The organism is Aeromonas sp. XH, assembly GCF_033348475.1.
Taxonomy (GTDB): domain Bacteria; phylum Pseudomonadota; class Gammaproteobacteria; order Enterobacterales; family Aeromonadaceae; genus Aeromonas; species Aeromonas sanarellii.
In genome coordinates this window covers 2,762,193-2,779,500 of sequence record NZ_CP137630.1, presented here as the reverse complement: position 1 = coordinate 2,779,500, position 17,308 = coordinate 2,762,193, and the positions used below count along the sequence as shown (strand labels likewise).

The 17,308-nt window shown below is 63.3% G+C and carries 15 protein-coding genes and 1 riboswitch; of the genes, 13 read left to right on the top strand and 2 right to left on the bottom strand.

What is annotated here, in order from left to right; translation table 11 throughout:
- The first annotated feature begins 8 nt into the window (after positions 1-8).
- From R2B70_RS12770 to mgtE, 13 genes are all read left to right on the top strand, one after another.
- The gene (locus tag R2B70_RS12770) at positions 9-833 is read left to right on the top strand and encodes a CheR family methyltransferase (protein WP_042076349.1); all 825 of its coding nucleotides are present in this window, start codon (positions 9-11) and stop codon (positions 831-833) included.
- 62 nt (positions 834-895) lie between these two features.
- Positions 896-1,297: a flagellar basal body rod protein FlgB gene (flgB, locus tag R2B70_RS12765; RefSeq protein ID WP_042076352.1), complete on the top strand. Its 402-nt coding sequence runs from the start codon at positions 896-898 to the stop codon at positions 1,295-1,297.
- Positions 1,294-1,713, top strand: a complete 420-nt coding sequence (gene flgC, locus R2B70_RS12760) for a flagellar basal body rod protein FlgC (RefSeq protein ID WP_005329775.1) — start codon at positions 1,294-1,296, stop codon at positions 1,711-1,713. Before flgB ends, flgC begins: the two co-directional genes overlap by 4 nt.
- Positions 1,714-1,797: 84 nt before the next feature.
- Positions 1,798-2,535 carry a flagellar hook assembly protein FlgD gene (locus tag R2B70_RS12755; RefSeq protein ID WP_042076353.1) on the top strand — a complete coding sequence of 246 codons (738 nt, stop codon included), beginning with the start codon at positions 1,798-1,800 and terminating at the stop codon, positions 2,533-2,535.
- A 10-nt stretch (positions 2,536-2,545) separates the two neighbouring features.
- Positions 2,546-3,904: a flagellar hook protein FlgE gene (gene flgE, locus R2B70_RS12750; RefSeq protein ID WP_042076354.1), complete on the top strand. Its 1,359-nt coding sequence runs from the start codon at positions 2,546-2,548 to the stop codon at positions 3,902-3,904.
- A 145-nt stretch (positions 3,905-4,049) separates the two neighbouring features.
- Complete coding sequence (locus tag R2B70_RS12745) at positions 4,050-4,796, top strand: flagellar basal body rod protein FlgF (protein ID WP_042076355.1); 747 nt, start codon at positions 4,050-4,052, stop codon at positions 4,794-4,796.
- 14 nt (positions 4,797-4,810) lie between these two features.
- A complete protein-coding gene (flgG, locus tag R2B70_RS12740; protein WP_010675290.1) occupies positions 4,811-5,599 on the top strand; it encodes a flagellar basal-body rod protein FlgG in 789 nt (262 codons plus the stop codon).
- A gap of 15 nt (positions 5,600-5,614) precedes the next feature.
- Positions 5,615-6,286, top strand: coding sequence for a flagellar basal body L-ring protein FlgH (flgH, locus tag R2B70_RS12735; protein ID WP_042076358.1), 672 nt, complete (start codon positions 5,615-5,617; stop codon positions 6,284-6,286).
- A 60-nt stretch (positions 6,287-6,346) separates the two neighbouring features.
- Positions 6,347-7,444 (top strand): flagellar basal body P-ring protein FlgI, encoded by a 1,098-nt coding sequence (locus R2B70_RS12730; protein WP_042076360.1) that lies wholly within the window; start codon positions 6,347-6,349, stop codon positions 7,442-7,444.
- Between the two features lie 107 nt (positions 7,445-7,551).
- Positions 7,552-8,664, top strand: coding sequence for a flagellar assembly peptidoglycan hydrolase FlgJ (gene flgJ, locus R2B70_RS12725; protein WP_318161646.1), 1,113 nt, complete (start codon positions 7,552-7,554; stop codon positions 8,662-8,664).
- Between the two features lie 3 nt (positions 8,665-8,667).
- Positions 8,668-10,656: a FlgK family flagellar hook-associated protein gene (locus R2B70_RS12720; protein ID WP_209793023.1), complete on the top strand. Its 1,989-nt coding sequence runs from the start codon at positions 8,668-8,670 to the stop codon at positions 10,654-10,656.
- 3 nt (positions 10,657-10,659) lie between these two features.
- Positions 10,660-11,868 (top strand): flagellar hook-associated protein FlgL, encoded by a 1,209-nt coding sequence (gene flgL / locus R2B70_RS12715; RefSeq protein ID WP_318161645.1) that lies wholly within the window; start codon positions 10,660-10,662, stop codon positions 11,866-11,868.
- A 168-nt stretch (positions 11,869-12,036) separates the two neighbouring features.
- Positions 12,037-12,206: riboswitch (M-box (ykoK) riboswitch) on the top strand.
- 123 nt (positions 12,207-12,329) lie between these two features.
- Entirely contained in the window at positions 12,330-13,673 is a 1,344-nt protein-coding gene (mgtE, locus tag R2B70_RS12710) for a magnesium transporter (RefSeq protein ID WP_318161644.1), read from the top strand.
- 58 nt (positions 13,674-13,731) lie between these two features.
- Here mgtE and ppx read toward each other — a convergent pair whose 3' ends face one another.
- Together ppx and ppk1 are read right to left on the bottom strand one after the other, a co-directional pair.
- Positions 13,732-15,222 (bottom strand): exopolyphosphatase, encoded by a 1,491-nt coding sequence (gene ppx / locus R2B70_RS12705; protein WP_042076370.1) that lies wholly within the window; start codon positions 15,220-15,222, stop codon positions 13,732-13,734.
- Entirely contained in the window at positions 15,212-17,281 is a 2,070-nt protein-coding gene (gene ppk1 / locus R2B70_RS12700) for a polyphosphate kinase 1 (RefSeq protein ID WP_209793019.1), read from the bottom strand. The genes ppx and ppk1 overlap by 11 nt, the downstream gene beginning before the upstream one ends.
- Positions 17,282-17,308: the final 27 nt, after the last annotated feature.

Below are 17,308 nucleotides of genomic sequence, written 5' to 3'. Positions count from 1 at the left end.
ACAACTGCATGAAGACACTTTCGGACGACTTATACAGGCAATTCAGCAATTTTCTGGCGCAACAGAGCGGCATAGTGCTGGGTGACAACAAACAGTATCTGGTCAAGAGCCGCCTGTCGCCCTTGATGACTCAGTTTGGTATCGAGAGTCTGTCTGATCTGGTCACCCGGGCGATGAACGTGCGCGAGCGGGAACTCAAGATGGCCGTGGTGGATGCCATGACCACCAACGAGACCCTATGGTTTCGCGATACCTATCCGTTCCAGTTGCTGAGCGACAAGATTTTCCCCGAGCTCGGCAAGAGCGGTCGTCCCATCAAGATCTGGTCCGCCGCCTCCTCGTCCGGGCAGGAGCCGTACTCCATCGCCATGACGGCGCTGGAGCAGCAGGTCAAGCGACCGGGCACCCTGCCGGGCGGGGTGCAGATAGTGGGGACCGACATCTCCAGCACCATGCTCAACCAGTGCAAGGAGGGGGTCTATGACAGCCTGGCGCTGGCCCGGGGCCTCTCTCCCGAGCGCAAGCGGCTGTTCTTCGAGCCCTGCGGCGACAACAAGATGCGGGTATCGGAGCGTGTCAGAAAATTGACCAGCTTCCGGCCCCTGAACCTGCTGGAGAGCTACAGCCTGCTCGGCAAGTTTGACATCATCTTCTGTCGCAACGTGCTCATCTACTTCGCCCCCGAGGTGAAGTCCAAGATCCTCAACCAGTTCGCCGGCAGCCTCAACCCTGGCGGCTATCTGATGCTGGGGGCCTCGGAGTCCCTGGCCGGTCTCACCGACAAGTTCGAGATGATCCGCTGCAACCCCGGCATCGTCTACAAGGTCAAATAACCCTCCTCATCTCCCTCTTTGGCACACCTCTTGCTAAACATTCGTGAAGCAGGAGGTGTGCTATGGCAATTTCATTCGACAAGGCATTCGGTGTTCACCAGTACACGCTGAGCGTGCGCGCCAAGCGTGCCGAGGTGTTGTCCAGCAACATCGCCAATGCGGATACACCGGGCTTCAAGGCCCGTGACATCGACTTCTCCCAGGCGCTGCAACAGGCCCAGAGCCGGCAAGGGTTCGGGCTCAGCACCACCAGCGAGAAGCACTTCGCCTTGCAGATGGATGCGCCCGGGTCTACCCAGTACCGCAATCCCCTGCAACCGGATACCGGTGACGGCAACACGGTGGACGTGCAGCAGGAGCGCAGCGAGTTTCTGCGCAACAGCCTCGAATACCAGGCCTCCCTCGAATTCATGAACGGCAAGATAAGCGGCCTGCTCAAGGCACTGAAAGGAGAGCAAGGATGAGTTTGTTCAAGGTCTTTGACATTGCAGGCTCCGCCATGAGCGCGCAGTCCGTTCGCCTCAACACGGTGGCGAGCAACATGGCCAACGCCGACAGCGTCAGCTCCAGCGTGGAAAAAACTTACCACGCCAGGCGGCCAGTGTTTGCCGCCCAGCTGGATCAGGCCATGTCCGACAAGCAGGCCTCGGTGGGGGTGGACGTGAAAGGTATCGTCGAGAGCGATGCCCCCCTGCTCAAGGAGTACAACCCGAACCACCCCATGGCGGACAAGGATGGCTTCATCTTCAAGCCCAACGTCAACATGGTGGAGGAGATGGCGGACATGATCGCCGCCTCGCGCAGCTACCAGACCAATGTCCAGGTGGCCGATGCGGCCAAGAAGATGCTGCAGCAGACGCTCGGCCTCGGCAAGTCCTGATAGAGGTGAACCCAGATGACAGAGACCCGTGACCGCCTGTTCGGCCTACGCCGGGCATCGCAAGCCCTAGAGGGGGGAGCATAAGTGGCAGATACCTATGACAGCCTGCTGGGTGTCAACCGGACGACGTCGGCCCAGACCAGTACGGTCAACACCAGCACCCAGAAAAAGGAGCTGGATCAGGAGTCCTTCCTGAAGCTGCTGACCATGCAGCTCTCCTATCAGGATCCGTTCAAGCCGGTGGACAACGCCCAGATGTTGTCCCAGATGACCTCGATGTCGACCTCCCAGGGGATCAGCAGCCTCTCCACCCAGATGGAGAGCCTCAACAGCCTGATGACCTCGAGCCAGGCGCTCCAGGCGTCGGCCCTGGTGGGCCAGAACGTGCTCATCCCCTCCAACACGGGGTATGTGGAGAAGGGGGGCACCCTCTCCGGCGTCATCGCCACTGGAGACGGCGGCAGCAACATCAAGGTGACGGTGAAGGACGAGAGCGGCCAGGTGGTCAAGGAGTTCTCCCTCGAGGGGGACCACAAGGGGAACGTGGCCTTCGAGTGGGATGGCAAGGACAAGTCCGGCAATGCGGCCAAGAGCGGCAAGTATTCGATAGAAGCGCACGCCACCGTGGATGGCAAGTCGGAGAGCGTACCCGCCCTGACTTACGCCAAGGTGGAGAGCGTCACCCTGGGTACGAGCACCAATCCCAGCACCCTCAAGCTCAAGGGGCTGGGCGGCATCTACCTGACCGATGTATTGGAAATTGGCGGGACGGGCGGCAAGTCGACCACGACCCCGGCCTCGACCTCTAACGCAGTGATCTAAGGAGAAAGACATGTCATTCAACAATGCCCTCAGCGGCATCAATGCGGCTCAAAAAGACCTGAACGTCACCGCGAACAACATTGCCAACGTCAACACCACTGGCTTCAAGGAGTCCCGCGCCGAGTTCGCCGACGTCTATGCCAACTCCATCTTCGTCAACGCCAAGACCCAGGTCGGCAACGGGGTGGCGACGGGGGCGGTGGCGCAGCAGTTCCACCAGGGGGCGCTGCAATTTACCAACAACGCGCTGGATCTCGCCATCCAGGGCAACGGCTTCTTCGTGACCTCGGACGGCCTTTCCAACCTGGATCGCACCTATACCCGCGCCGGTGCCTTCAAGCTCAACGAAAACAGCTACATGGTCAGCAACTCCGGCGGCTATCTGCAGGGCTACGAGATCAACGCAGACGGCACCCCCAAGGCGGTGAGCATCAACGCGACCAAGCCCATCCAGATCCCGGACCGGGCCGGTGAACCGGTCCAGACCTCGACGATCGAAGCGAGTTTCAACCTGCCCTCCACCGCCTCGCCGCTGGCCGCGGGCAACGGCGCCGCCGATGCCTCCAAGTTCGACCCCAAGGACTCGGACACCTACTCCTCCTCCACCTCGGTGGTGGTCTACGACTCCCTGGGTGAGCCCCACACCATCACCCAGTACTTCGTGAAAGAAGCCGACCCGGCCGACACGACCCAGGCGGCGGTGCCGACCGCCTGGCGCATGTACCTCTATCAAGGCGACAAGCCCATCGACATCGCGGGCGGTGTGGCCACCACCATGGCCACCGGTGTCAGCCAGGCGCCCCTGAGCGCGCGGGTGACCTTCGACGCCTCCGGCAAGATGGTCACCCCCACCACTCCGGCGGTCATCAAGACCGAGCAACTGGGGGCGGCGGGGGCCGGCATCATCACCAATGGCGCCGACGGTACCCAGGAGATCGAGCTCAAGCTCGGTACCGTGACCCAGTACGCCTCGCCGTTCGAAGTCAACAAATTGACCCAGGACGGTTCCACCGTCGGCCGCCTGACCAAGGTGGAGATCACCGCGGACGGCATAGTCTCCGCCACTTACAGCAACGCCACCACCGTCAAGGTGGCCATGGTGGCCATGGCCAAGTTCGCCAACTCCCAGGGGCTGACCCAGGTGGGCGACACCTCCTGGCGCCAGTCCCTGCTCTCCGGCGATGCCCTGCCCGGCACCCCGAACTCGGGCACCTTCGGCTCCATCAAGTCGTCGGCCCTGGAGCAGTCCAACGTGGATTTGACCACAGAGCTGGTGGACCTCATCACCGCCCAGCGCAACTTCCAGGCGAACTCCCGTTCCCTGGAGGTGAACAGCTCCCTGCAGCAGAACATACTGCAGATCCGCTAAGGTGTTTGTGGTTCCAAGGGGCGCTTAGGCGCCCCTTGTCGTCTCAGCGCCGCGCTTTTTCCCTCGCTCCTGTCGCCGTGTTTCTCTCTCTTGGCATTCAACTTGCAACTCCCCCGCGAGAGTCATCTGTTTGACGGAGGATCCCATGGATCACCTGCTTTACATCGCCATGTCCGGGGCCAAGGAGAACATGAACAGCCTGGCTGTGCGTGGCAACAACCTGGCCAACGCCAACACCATCGGCTTCAAGTCTGACTTCGAGCAGGCGCGCAGCATGCAGGCGTTCGGCGAGGGGCTGCCCACCCGGGTGTTCGCCATGACCGAGCGGCCGGGCCAGAACCTGCAGCACGGCATGCTGATGACCACGGGGCGGGATCTTGACGTCGCCGTCGACGGTCCTGGCTGGATTGCGGTGCAGGATCCCAACGGTGCGGAGGCCTACACCCGCATGGGCAATCTGCAGCTCAACGCCGCCGGCAACCTGCAGACCTCCACCGGTCTAAACGTGGTGGATGACGCCGGCCAGCCCATAGTGCTGCCGCTGCCCATGGAGAAGATCGAGATCAACCGTGACGGCACCATCAGCGGTCGCCCCGAGGGGGCTGCCGCCAACCTGCCTGAGGATTTCCAGCGCATCAAGCTGGTCAACCCGGCGGGGGATGCGGTGGAGAAGGGTCAGGATGGCCTGTTCCGCCGCAAGGATGGCCAGCGGGAGGCCGCGTCTGCCGAGGTGGGCCTGATCGCCGGCTCCCTCGAGGGGAGCAACGTCAACGTGGTCGACGAGATGACCAACCTCATTCGCCTGCAACGTCAGTTTGAAACTCAGGTCAAGATCATGAAGACCGCCGAGGAAAACGACGAGGCCCAAACCCAGCTGCTGCGTATCAGCTAATCAAGGAGCACACCATGAATCCTGCACTCTGGATCAGCAAGACCGGCCTGGATGCCCAGCAGACCAACATCTCGGTCACCTCGAACAACCTGGCGAACGCCAGCACCGTGGGCTACAAGAAGGCCCGCGCCATCTTCGAGGATCTGCTCTATCAGAACATCAACCAGCCGGGTGGCCGCTCCTCGGCGGACACCGAACTGCCCTCCGGCCTGATGCTGGGGGCGGGGGCCAAGGTGGTCGCCACCCAGAAGAACCACAGCCAGGGCAACGTCCAGACCACGGACAACTCCCTGGACCTGATGATCAGCGGACGCGGCTACTTCGAAATCCAGCTGCCGGACGGCAGCGCGGCCTACACCCGCAACGGCCAGTTCACCCTGAACGACGAGGGCACCATAGTCACCCCGGGCAACGGTTACCCGCTGCAACCGGAGATCCAGATCCCCGAGAACGCCCAGAGCGTCACCGTGGGGGAGGATGGCCAGGTCTCGGTCCAGCTCAAGGGGGACGGCCAGTCCCAGGTGGTGGGCCAGATCAACACCACGGACTTCGTCAACCCCACCGGCCTGCAGCCCATGGGGGAGAACCTCTTCCTCGAGACCCAGTCCAGCGGCGCCCCCATTCAGGGGACTGCCGGTGCGGACGGGCTCGGGGTCATCAAGCAGGGGATGCTGGAGACCTCCAACGTCAACGTGACCGAGGAGCTGGTGAACCTGATCCAGGCCCAGCGGGTGTACGAGATGAACTCCAAGGTCATCTCGGCGGTGGACTCGATGATGTCCTTCCTGACCCAGCGTACCTGATGTAGGAGAGCCATGATGAAAGCCATATGGATGCTGGGCCTGCTGACCCTGGCGGGTTGTGCCAGTACCCCCAACACCCCCAAGCCCGACGATCCGGAATTTGCTCCCGTCTACGGCGAATCCGAGCCGGTGTCGGTACGCCCGACCGGGGCCATCTTCCAGCCCGAGCAGGTCAACGGCATCTACTCGGACATCAAGGCCCACAAGATAGGTGACATCATCACCATCGAGCTGGCGGAGTCGACCTCGGCGTCGAAGAAGGCCAACACCCAGAGCGGCAAGGACAACAGCTTCGATCTGTCGCCGGTGAGCCTGGGCGGGGTGCCGGTGACGGCGAGCCCCTACAACCTTTCCGCCTCCGTCGATCAGAGCAGCGCGTTCAAGGGGCAGGCCAAGGCGGACCAGAGCAACAGCCTGCAGGGCAACATCTCGGTCAGCGTGGTCAAGGTGCTGCCGAACGGCAACCTGCTGGTGCGCGGCGAGAAGTGGATCATGCTCAACAACGGCAACGAATACATCCGCATCACCGGTCTGGTGCGTCCGGAGGACGTGAGCTCCGAGAACAGCGTGTCGTCCCAGAAGGTGGCCAATGCCCGCATCCATTACGGCGGGACCGGCGATCTGGCCAACACCCAGGAACAGGGGTGGCTGACCAGCTTCTTCAACGGTCCCTGGTGGCCCATTTAAGACTCGACAGCCCGGATCGCCAAGCCGATCCGGGCCACAGTGGTTTCGTTAGGAGATGTCATGAACCGATTCCGTCTGCTTGCCCTGCTGTGCTGCCTGTTGCCGCTCGGGCTGGCGCACGCGTCCCGCATCAAGGATCTCGCCTCGGTGGAAGGGGTGCGCAGCAACCAGCTGATCGGTTACGGTCTGGTGGTGGGTCTGCCCGGCACGGGTGAGAAGAACAACGCCTTCACCGAGCAGACCTTCAGGACCATGCTCAACAACTTCGGCATCAAGGTGCCGGACAACATCAAGCCCAAGATCAAGGACGTGGCGCCGGTGGCGATCCACGCGGATCTGCCCCCCTTCTCCAAGCCGGGCCAGACCATAGACGTCACCGTCTCCGCCATCGGCGAGGCCAAGAGCCTGCGCGGCGGCACCCTGCTGCAGACCTTCCTCAAGGGGCTGGACGGCCGCGTCTATGCGGTGGCCCAGGGCAGCCTGGTGGTTGGCGGGCTGGGGGCCGAGGGGGCTGACGGTTCCAAGGTGGTGATCAACACCCCGACCGTGGGGCGCATCGCCAACGGGGCGACCGTGGAGCGGGAAGTGCCGAACTCCTTCAGCCAGGGGGATACCATCACCTTCAACCTGAACCGGCCCGACTTCACCACCGCCCGTCGGGTGGCCGACGTGGTCAACGATCTGGTGGGGCCCAATACCGCCCAGGCGCTCGATGCCACCTCCATCAAGGTGTTTGCGCCGCGGGATCCGGCCCAGCGGGTCTCCTACCTCTCCACCATAGAGAACCTGGAGGTGGATCCGGCGAGCGAGTCCGCCAAGATCATCGTGAATTCCCGCACCGGCACCATCGTCATCGGCAGCGAGGTCAGGCTGCGTCCGGCCGCCATCAGCCACGGCGGCCTGACGGTCACCATCGCCGAGAACCAGCAGGTCTCCCAGCCCAATCCGCTGGCGGGCGGGCAGACGGCGGTCACCAACAACTCCACCATCAACGTGCAGCAGGATCCGGGGCGGATGTTCAAGTTCGATACCGGCGCGACTCTGGACGACCTGGTGCGGGCGGTGAACCAGGTGGGGGTGGCCCCCGGCGATCTGATGGCGATCCTGGAGGCCCTGCAGCAGGCAGGCGCCATCCAGGGCCAGCTGGTCATTCTGTAATGAGAGATGGCGATGCCGCCTCGGGCGGCACCTCCGGCAGGGCCAGCGGGTCATTTTGTAACATCTTGAGCGGCAAGAGGTTGCCACGGGCGGCAAAGAGGTAGGTTATGGCAGAGTTCGACACCCAGAGCGGTATCAATCTTGGCATGGTGCAGGATGTCCAGAACCTGGACAAGCTGCGCCGGATGAGCCAGAGCAAGGAGGGGCAGCAGGGGGCCCTGATGGCGGCGGCCCGCCAGTTCGAGTCCATCTTCACCCAGACCCTGTTCAAGGGGATGCGCCAGGCCAACTCGGTGCTGACCGAAGGCAACCCGATGAACAGCAGCTACACCCAGTTCTATGAAGGGATGCTGGACGAGCAGCGGGTTGCCGACATGTCGAGCAAGGGGGGCCTCGGCATCGCCGAGATGGTGGCCAGGCAGCTCTCTCCTGACAAGACCTTCACCCATCAGGATGGGCGCGTGCTCAAGCTGCCCGAGCGCACCGAGCGGGTCTACAAGCCCTATCAGTCCCCCAGTGCTTCCAACGATCTGATCGCCGCCTCCAAAGTTGGCAAAGATTTTGCTGATAACGAAATGAAGAGCGAGATGAAGGGTGAGCTGGCTGGGGCCGAGCATCGTCTGGCCCCGCCCCGGCGTCCCCACCGCACCGTGCCGCCCATGGGCACGGGCCAGCGGGCGCCAGCCCTGGACGGGAGCGCCAAGGTGTTCGACAGTCCGGAGGAGTTCGTCGACAGGCTGATGCCGCTCGCCAAGAAGGCGGCGGACAAGCTGGGGCTGAGCCCGGCGGTGCTGGTGGCCCAGGCCGCCCTCGAGAGTGGCTGGGGCAAGCGGGTGATCAAGGACGGGGAGGGGCAGATAACCCACAACCTGTTCGGCATCAAGGCCGATCCGCGCTGGGAAGGGCCCAAGGCGGTGGTGAGCACCCTGGAGTACGAGCAGGGGGTGGCCTCGCGCCAGAAGGCGGCGTTCCGCTCCTACGAGTCGTTTGAAGAGAGCTTCAACGACTACGTGGACTTCCTGACTTCGGGGACCCGCTACAAGGGCGCCCTGGCCAAGGTGGACAGCCCGGACAGCTATTTCGAGGCGCTGCAGCAGGCCGGTTATGCCACCGACCCCCAGTACGCCAGGAAACTTAAACAAGTGTTGCGCAGTGATGCCATCGCCGGCTACTCGATGCCCGGCAGCACTGCGACCAGGAACACAGAGATGGAGCTGTAAGCTATGGCAAGCGACCTGCTTGGAATCGGTACCTCGGGTGTGTTGGCCCAGCAGCGACTGCTGCAGACCACCAGCAACAACATCGTCAACGTCAATAGCCAGGGCTATGTACGTGAACGCACCCTGATCTATACCAATTCCGTCGGACTGGGGACGGGAGACATGGTGAGCGAGCGCATCATCAACGCCTATGCCCAGGCCGAGATGCGCCGGGATACCTCCATCTATCAGGCCTCCAGCACCCGCTACGATCAGCTCTTCCAGCTCGACAGCCTGCTCGGCGATGCCAGCAACAGCGTGGGTACCACCATCACCTCCTACTTCAAGGCCTTCCATACCGCCAACGAGTCGCCGTCCGAGATCGGGGGGCGCAAGACGACCCTGAGCGAGCTGGGCGGCATGGTGGACAGATTCCACACCCTCTCCGCCCAGCTCGACAAGCAGGGGGACACCATCAGCGCCACCATAGGCGACGAGACGGACAGGGTGAACAGCCTGCTCAATAGCATCAACGATCTGAACCAGGCCATCATCCGCACCCAGGGCACGCCGGAGGAGAACCTGATGCTGTTCGATCAGCGGGACGAGGCCATCCGTCAGCTCTCCGAGAAGATGGAGATCCGCACCGTGACCCAGCCCAACGGCAGCATGCTGGTGAACATGAGCACGGGGCACTCCCTGGTGCTGGACGGCGGCGTGGCCCAGTTCAAGGTGGTGGCGGGCAACCCGGACTCCCGGGACGTCACGCTGCAACTGACCCTGGGGGCCAACCAGGCCGACGTCAACGACAAGGATGTGGGGGGGGCCATCGGCGGCCTCTTCACCGCGCGCCGGGATCTGGAGCCCGCCAAGCGGGAGCTGGGGCAGCTGGCGGTCGCCCTGGCCGACGCCATGAACCAGCAGAACCGGCTGGGGATGGATCTGGACAACGAGCTCGGTGGGGATCTCTTCTCTCTCGGCGCGAGCGATGGCCTGCCCTACAGCCAGAATACCGGCAGCGGCGCCGCCAAGGTGAACTTCGTCCCCGGCAAGGGAACGGAAGTGACCACCTTCGACTACGAGGTGCAGTTCAGCAGCGCCACCGGTTACGAGGTGTTCTCCATCGACGGTAGCGGCAAGCGTACCTCGCTGATGACCGGCACCACGCCCCCCGCCACGTTCGAGGTGGCGGGGCACGGCATCGAGATCGATCTCTCCGGCACCCCGGCCGCCGGCGACAAGATAGCGCTGCAACCCACCCGGCATGCCGCCGCCAACCTCGAGGCCGCGATCACCCGGCCAGAGGACATCGCGCTGGCGTCCCCCATCAAGGCGGACAAGAACGCCCAGAACCTGGGCTCGGGTGAAATCAAGCTGAGCAGTGTCTACAACACGGGGACGGGCTCGGGCTTTGGCGCCAACAACCTGGACCCGAGCGCTCCCCAGGTCATCAAGATCGACGGCAGCGGCAACTACGAGGTCTACGACAAGAACAACAACCTGCTCGGCGTGGCCCCGGCGTCCAGCAAGGGACAGAACCTGATGTCCGTCCTCGAGATGCCGTTGGGGACGCCCATAGTGCCGGCCCTGACCCCGGGCTATGACTTCAGCATCACCGGCAAGGTGGAGGCCAACGACAGTTTCACCCTGAGCTACAACAAGGACGGTTTTGCCGACAACGCCAACGGCCTGGCCCTGGCGGAGCTGCAGAACAAGGAGCTGGTGCGCAAGAACAACAACGCCGCCACCAGCAACGACAAGATGACCTTCAACGACGCCTACTCCGGGCTGGTGAGCGGGATCGGCAACAAGACCAGCCAGGCCAAGACCCTGCTGCAGGCCAACGAGGCCAAGCTGACCCAGAGTACCGGCATCTACGAGAGCGTCTCCGGGGTCAACCTGGAGGAGGAGGCGGCCAACCTCATCCGCTTCCAGCAGTCCTATGCGGCCTCGGCCCAGATAGTGAATACCGCCAAGACCATCTTCGACACCCTGCTCTCCTCCGTGAGGTAAGTCATGCGCATCACCACCAACATGATCTACGACCGCAACCTGGCCACCATGAGCAAGGTGAGCGAGCGTCAGAACACCGCCTACAACCAGCTGATGACAGGGGAGAAGTTCACCCGTGCCGGCGAGGATCCCTCCGGCATGAGCCAGAAGATGGCGCTGACCAAGGAGATCGATCTCTTCAAGCAGTACGGCGTCAACGGCAGCCTGCTGGAGAACAGCCTGGGCCACGAGGATACGGTCCTCACCTCCATCAACAACGCCATGCTGAGCGCTCAGACCCTGATCCAGAAGGCGAACAACTCCGCCATGGGCGCCGAGGAGCGCAGCGCCATCGCAAGCGAATTGGAGGGGCTGCAAAAGCAGATGTTCGACCTGATGAACAGCAAGAACTCCCAGGGGGAGTTCATCTTCGGCGGCAACCAGAGCAAGACCCAGCCCTTCGTCAAGGATGCCAGCGGCAACTACGTGTTCCAGGGGGACACGGGTCAGCGCAGCATCCAGGTCTCTCCCACGGTCAAGATCCCGGCGAACGACTCCGGTTTTGATCTGTTCGAGATGGTGGCGACCCGGCGCACCGCCAGCGCCACCAGCGCCAACATCCAGGTGGGGGTAGGGGACCAGGGCAACTTCGAGAGCTTCTATCGCAACAACTACGATCCTTCGCTCGCCAGCAACCAGTTCACGGTCGACACCCTGGTGGGGCCGCCGGATACCTACGAGATCCGTGACAGTGGCGGCACCCTGCTGCAGAGCGGCGACTATGTGGCGGGCAACAAGATCGCCTTCAACGGGCTGGAGCTGACCCTGGATCTGCCCGCGGGGTCCGCCACCCAGACCTTCGAGCTGGATACGCCGAAGAACGACAGCATCCTCAACGGCATGTCCGACTTCATCTCGGCCCTGCGGGATCCCAGCCTACCGGCAAGCGACTTCCAGCTGGCGGTGGCCGATGCCACCACCCATATGAACAATGCCAGGACCCAGGTGGACAGGGGACAGGGGGAAGTGGGCAGCCGACTCAACAGCCTGGAGCAGGTGATGAGCTCGAACGATGGCCTCAGTACCCTGAACCAGCAGGCGAGGGCCAAGGTCTCGGAGGCCGACATGTACGAGGTGATCGCCACCCTCTCCAAGGAGGATGCGGCCATGAGTGCCTCCCAGCTCGCCTTCAGCAAGATAAGCAAGCTCACCCTGTTCGACTATATCCGCTGATTTGTCCCTTGACCGCACGCTCCCCCGTGGCCCCGGCCCGGGGGAGCCGTCATTTCATGCTCCTTCCCGCAATTTGTAACAACCCGTTGCAGGCGTCCTGATTACCTTGACTCGACTCGCGCCTGGGCCGATGATGCCGCCCGCACGGCCCCGCCGTGCGCATCATTCGCAGCATCTCGTTAGGCGAGGCTCCTGCATAAACACAGGCCACTGATCTCACGACGTCCAGAGACGCCCAAGATCAGGACAGTTTTCATCGGATTAAGGTGTCAACCCAAGTGGCTTCCGGCGCGCCGGATACGTTATGCAGTGCTAAAGCTGGTACGTGGGGATGAAGACACGCCGGACGGCGTCATTTCCTGCCTGTTACTCGTCAATCAAATTGCTGTTTTCTTGCAAACGGCAGCCGGCATGACCGGTTGCTCCCGGGCCCGGCCCGGGATCACATGAGGATATCTGTGATGAAGAAAACACACACCCTGCTCAACCGTCATCAACTGCTCGATCCTATCGCCCTGCGTAGCTGGCTGGCGCACAACCAGGACCCGGTCCAGCGGGCCGATCAGCTGTTGACCCTGCGCCCGGAAGAGCTCAACTGCATCTTCGATACCCTGCCTGTCCCCGAGGGGGCCGCCCTGCTCGGCTCCCTGCCCGCGGAGTGCGCCGGCCATCTGCTGCTCAGGCTCCATGGCAGCATCCTCGGGGGCCTGCAGGGGACCATCGCGCGCCGCGACCTGCTGACCATGCTGCGCCGGCTCGATGAAGAGGATCGCAGCATCCTGCTCGCTCGTCTGCCCGAGCCCCCACGGGATGCCCTGCGGTCGCTGCTGGCCTGGCCGAGCGAGTCGGTCGGTGCCAACATGCGCCACGAGTACCTGGCCGTGGCGGCAGAGGCGACGGTGGAGAGCGCCAAACAGCTGATCCACGGCGCCTGGGACCAGGCCCAGCTGTTCGGCCAGCTCTATGTGGTCGACGGCGAGCGGCGCCTGCAGGGCAGCGTCTCCCTCAAGTCGCTGCTGATCGCCGATCCCCTGCGGCCCGTGAGCGAGCTGATGGAGCGGGAGGCGGTGCGCATCAACGCCCGGGCGGATCGGGAGCTGGCGGCCCGCCTGCTCATCGACCGCGACCTCTCGACCCTGCCGGTAGAAGATCAGGGTCGTCTGGTGGGGGTCTTCCACGTGGATGACGCCGCCGACATCCTGGAGCTCGAATCCACCGAGGATGCGGAGTTGCAGGGGGGCTCATCTCCCCTGGATACTCCCTATCTGCAGGCCACACCCTGGCAGCTGTGGCGCAAGCGGGTGGGCTGGCTGCTGATCCTGTTCGTGGCGGAAGCCTACACAGGCACAGTGCTGCGGGCCTTCGAGGAGCAGTTGGAGGCGGCCATCGCCCTGGCCTTCTTCATCCCGCTGCTCATCGGCACCGGCGGCAACAGCGGCACCCAGATCACCACCACGATAGTGCGTGCCATGGCGGTGGGGGAGGTGAGCCTGAAGAACCTCAGCACCGTGCTGAAAAAAGAGATCTCCACCGGCCTGCTCATCTCGGCGGCCATCGCGCTGGCCGCCTGGGTGCGGGCCTGGAGCTTAGGGGTGGGCCCGGAGATCGGCATGGTGGTGACCCTCACCATCGTCGCCATCGTGCTCTGGAGCGCCACCGTCGCCTCGGTGATCCCCATGGTGCTGCGCCGTTTTCGCATCGATCCGGCGGTGGTCTCGGCGCCCTTCATCGCCACCCTGGTGGATGGCACCGGCCTCATCATCTACTTCGAGATAGCCAAGCTGATCCTGCCGGACCTGCAGTGAGACCGGCAGAAAATCAAAAGGCAGCCATCGGCTGCCTTTTTTCGTCTGAGTCTGGCCCTTACCCGAGCTGGAACAGCAGGGGCCAGCCCTGCTCCTGGCAGTAGCGGTGCTCCTTCTCCAGGTTCTGCATCAGGAGCCGGTTCTCGTCGCACCAGTCGAGCGGCAGGGTGACCACCAGCTGATCGCCGGCGGCCTGCACGTTCCACTCGGGCAGCAGGTTGTCCTGGCGCCTGTGGTGGGCCGCCACCGCGAGGCGCAGGATGCGGATGCAGCGCAGCACCGTCTGCTCGTCGTGGTTCGGCAGGGCGGGCAGTTCGGAGAGCTTGAGCCCCTTGCGCTGGAAGCGCACCAGGGCCGCCAGCAGGGCCTGATCGTCCTGGTTGAAACCGGGCAGGTCGGTGTTTTGCAGGATATAGGCGGAGTGGCGGTGAATGCCGCTGTAGTTGATGGCGAGGCCTATCTCGTGCAGCCGGGCCGCCCAGCCGAGGATGGCACGATAGGGCTCCTCCGGCATCTCCCAGGGGCCGCTCAGGGCATCGAACAGGGAGAGGACGCTCTGCTCCACCCGGGTGGCCTGGCGCTTGTCGATGCGATAGTGGGTGGAGAGGGCCAGGGCGGTGCGCTCGCGGATGTCGTGGTGCTGCAGCCGCTCCTCGAACTCGTACAGCAACCCCTCGCGCAAGGCGCCGTCGGAGTACTCCATCCGCTCGATGGGCAGGGAGGTGAAGAGCCCGAGCAGGATGGCCACCGCGGCGGCGAACACCCCCTGGCGCTCCTCGGTGAGGCCCGCCAGCTTGAGCTGGTCGACCCGCTTGTGCTTGAGCATCTCGGTCTTGAGGCGCTCCAGGCCCGCCAGGGTGATGGCGCCGTCGGTCCACTCCTCCCCCTGCAACACGTCCCGCACGGTTCGAATGGAGCCTGAGCTGCCGAGGCAGCTCTGCCAGCCGAGCTTGCGGTACTGGTTGATGATGGGGGCGAGCTGGTGCTGGGCCTCCAGCACGGCGTTGTTGAAGGCCTTCTCGCCGAGCTTGCCGTTGGCAAAGAAGCTCTGGGTGAAGCTGACGCAGCCCATCTTGCGGCTGGTGAGGGCCTTAGGCTCGAACCCCTCGCCGATGATGAGCTCGGTGCTGCCGCCACCGATGTCCACCACCAGCACCTGGCCCTCGATGTGCTGGGTATGGGCGACCCCCTGATAGATGAGGCGCGCCTCCTCCTGGCCGCTGATGATCTCGATGGGGTGGTTGAGCACCTTGGCCGCCTCGCTCACAAAGGCGCGGGCGTTGCTGGCCCGGCGCAGTGTGTAGGTGCCGGCGATGCGGATCTGATCCGGCTTGATGTTGGTGAGGCGCTCGGCGAACAGGGCGAGGCAGTCGAGGCCCCGGGCCATGGCCTCGTCCGACATCCGGCGCTGCTCGTCCATCCCCTCCGCGAGGCGCACCCGCTCCTTGATGCGATCGACGATCTGCATCCGCCCCTCGTTGAGACGGGCGATGACCATGTGGAAGCTGTTCGACCCCAGATCGACAGCGGCGTACAGACTATTGTCCATGGTTTGACTCTATGCGTTTGAGGTAGTCGTAGATCGCGACCTGGGAACGGACCTTGCGGCGGTTGCCCCGCTTCACGTACTCGTTCTTCTGATCGGCATCGATGACCCGCGCCTTGCAGGTGTCGCCGAGCTGCAGCTCGAGGATGTCGAGGATGCGCTGCTTGAGCCGCTCGTCATAGATGGGAGTACCCACCTCGATGCGACCGTCGATGTTGCGGCTCATCCAGTCCGCGCTGGAGATATAGAGCTGGGGGTTGCCCTTGTTGTGGAACACCATGACGCGAGGGTGCTCAAGGAAGCGGTCGATGATGCTGATCACCCTGATGTTGTCGCTCAGGCCAGGCACCCCGGGGCGCAGGGCGCACATGCCGCGGATGATCATCTGGATGGGCACCCCGGCCTGGCCGGCGGCATAGAGCCGGTTGATGAGGTCTCTGTCCACCAGGTTGTTGATCTTGAGGGTGATGCCGCTGGGTTGCCCCGCCTTGGCGTTGGCCAGCTCGTTGTCGATGAGGCGATAGAGCTGGCGGCGGCTGTTGATGGGGGAGACCAGCAGGTGGTTGAACTTGTAGCGCCGGTACGGGTATTCGATGTACTCGAACACGCTCTCCACCTCGGCGGTGATGTCCGGGTGGCGGGTCAGCAGGGAGAAGTCGGTGTAGATCTTGGCGGTCTTCTCGTTGAAGTTGCCGGTCCCGATATGGGCGTAGCGCACCGCCTCGCCGTTCTCGTGGCGGGTGATGAGGCAGAGCTTGGAGTGGATCTTGAGGCTGGGCACCCCGAACACCACCTTGACCCCCGCATCGGTCAGGATGTTGGCCCAGTCGATGTTGGCCGCCTCGTCGAAGCGGGCGCGCAGCTCCACCACCACGGTCACCTTCTTGCCGTTGTTGGCGGCGTCGATGAGGGAGTGGATGATCCGCGATTTCTTGGCGACCCGGTAAATATTGATGCGAATGGCACTGACCGCCGGGTCGAACGCTGCCTGGCGCACCAGCTCGGTGAAGTGGTGGAACTTGTGATACGGGTAGTAGAGCAGTATATCCTGCCGGGTGATGGCGTCGAAGGCGTTGACGAAGCCGTCGAAGTCGCGGCAGTCCAAGGCCGGCAGCTTGGGGTTCTCCAGGTATTCCCGGCCCACGTTGGGGAAGCCGATGAAGTCCTTGAAGTTGTGATAGCGCCCGCCCGGCATGATGGCGTCGTAGGAGCTGATCTGCAGCTTGAGCTTGAGGAAGCTTATCATGGCCGCGGGCATCTCCCGCTCGTAGACGAAGCGCACCGGCATGGCGGTGAGGCGCTGCTTCAGGCCGTCACTCATCTTGTCCACCAGGCTGAGGTCCAGCTGGTCTGAGAGGTCGTATTCGGCGTCCCGGGTCAGCTTGACCGCGTAGGCCGCTATCTCGTCGTAGTCGAAGAAGCCCTTGAAGATCTCGTCGAGACAGAAGCGGATGACGTTGTCGAGGATGATGATCTGCTTCTTGCGGCGCGTCCCCTCCGGCGGCAGCTGGAAGAAGCGGGGCAGATCGTCGGTCGGTACCTCCACCAGGGCGTACTGGATCACCTGGCCGTTCTTCTTCATCTCGATGGCGAGGTAGGTGTGCTCGTCTTTCAGGAACTTGACCGGGTTGACCTCCTTGTTGAGCAGGATGGGGATGATGTGGCGCAACACCTTCTCCCGGAAGAAGACCCGCAGCCACTGCTGGATGGCATCGGAGAGCTGGTTCTCGTTGACCAGAAAGATGTTGTGGCGGGCCAGCGCGAGCAACAGCTCCTTGTAGGTGTTGTCGAACGCCTCGCCGAGCGCCATCACCTTCTGCTGGATGGCCCGCAGCAGCACCTTGGCCTCGTCATCGCCGCCGTGCACCTCGTTGATGAGGATGCGGCGCTTGACGTCCGATACTCGTACCTTGAAAAACTCGTCCTGGTTGGAGGAGAAGATCCCGAGGAAACGGACCCGCTCGATGAGCGGAACCGTCTTGTCCATGGCTTCTTGCAACACCCGTTCATTGAATGAGAGCCAACTCAGCTCTTTCTCTTCATACTGCCTGTCGGTGCTCATCTGGTGCCTCTGTACTCTGGTTGCGTC

Bases quoted from the DNA above. Each gene is read 5' to 3' on its own strand.
- ppk1 (WP_209793019.1), bottom strand. From the start codon at position 17,281: ATGAGCACCGACAGGCAGTATGAAGAGAAAGAGCTGAGTTGGCTCTCA.
- R2B70_RS12730 (WP_042076360.1), top strand. From the start codon at position 6,347: ATGAACCGATTCCGTCTGCTTGCCCTGCTGTGCTGCCTGTTGCCGCTC.
- ppx (WP_042076370.1), bottom strand. From the start codon at position 15,222: ATGGACAATAGTCTGTACGCCGCTGTCGATCTGGGGTCGAACAGCTTC.
- flgH (WP_042076358.1), top strand. From the start codon at position 5,615: ATGAAAGCCATATGGATGCTGGGCCTGCTGACCCTGGCGGGTTGTGCC.
- flgJ (WP_318161646.1), top strand. From the start codon at position 7,552: ATGGCAGAGTTCGACACCCAGAGCGGTATCAATCTTGGCATGGTGCAG.
- flgB (WP_042076352.1), top strand. From the start codon at position 896: ATGGCAATTTCATTCGACAAGGCATTCGGTGTTCACCAGTACACGCTG.
- R2B70_RS12745 (WP_042076355.1), top strand. From the start codon at position 4,050: ATGGATCACCTGCTTTACATCGCCATGTCCGGGGCCAAGGAGAACATG.
- flgC (WP_005329775.1), top strand. From the start codon at position 1,294: ATGAGTTTGTTCAAGGTCTTTGACATTGCAGGCTCCGCCATGAGCGCG.
- flgE (WP_042076354.1), top strand. From the start codon at position 2,546: ATGTCATTCAACAATGCCCTCAGCGGCATCAATGCGGCTCAAAAAGAC.
- mgtE (WP_318161644.1), top strand. From the start codon at position 12,330: ATGAAGAAAACACACACCCTGCTCAACCGTCATCAACTGCTCGATCCT.
- R2B70_RS12770 (WP_042076349.1), top strand. From the start codon at position 9: ATGAAGACACTTTCGGACGACTTATACAGGCAATTCAGCAATTTTCTG.
- flgL (WP_318161645.1), top strand. From the start codon at position 10,660: ATGCGCATCACCACCAACATGATCTACGACCGCAACCTGGCCACCATG.
- R2B70_RS12720 (WP_209793023.1), top strand. From the start codon at position 8,668: ATGGCAAGCGACCTGCTTGGAATCGGTACCTCGGGTGTGTTGGCCCAG.
- flgG (WP_010675290.1), top strand. From the start codon at position 4,811: ATGAATCCTGCACTCTGGATCAGCAAGACCGGCCTGGATGCCCAGCAG.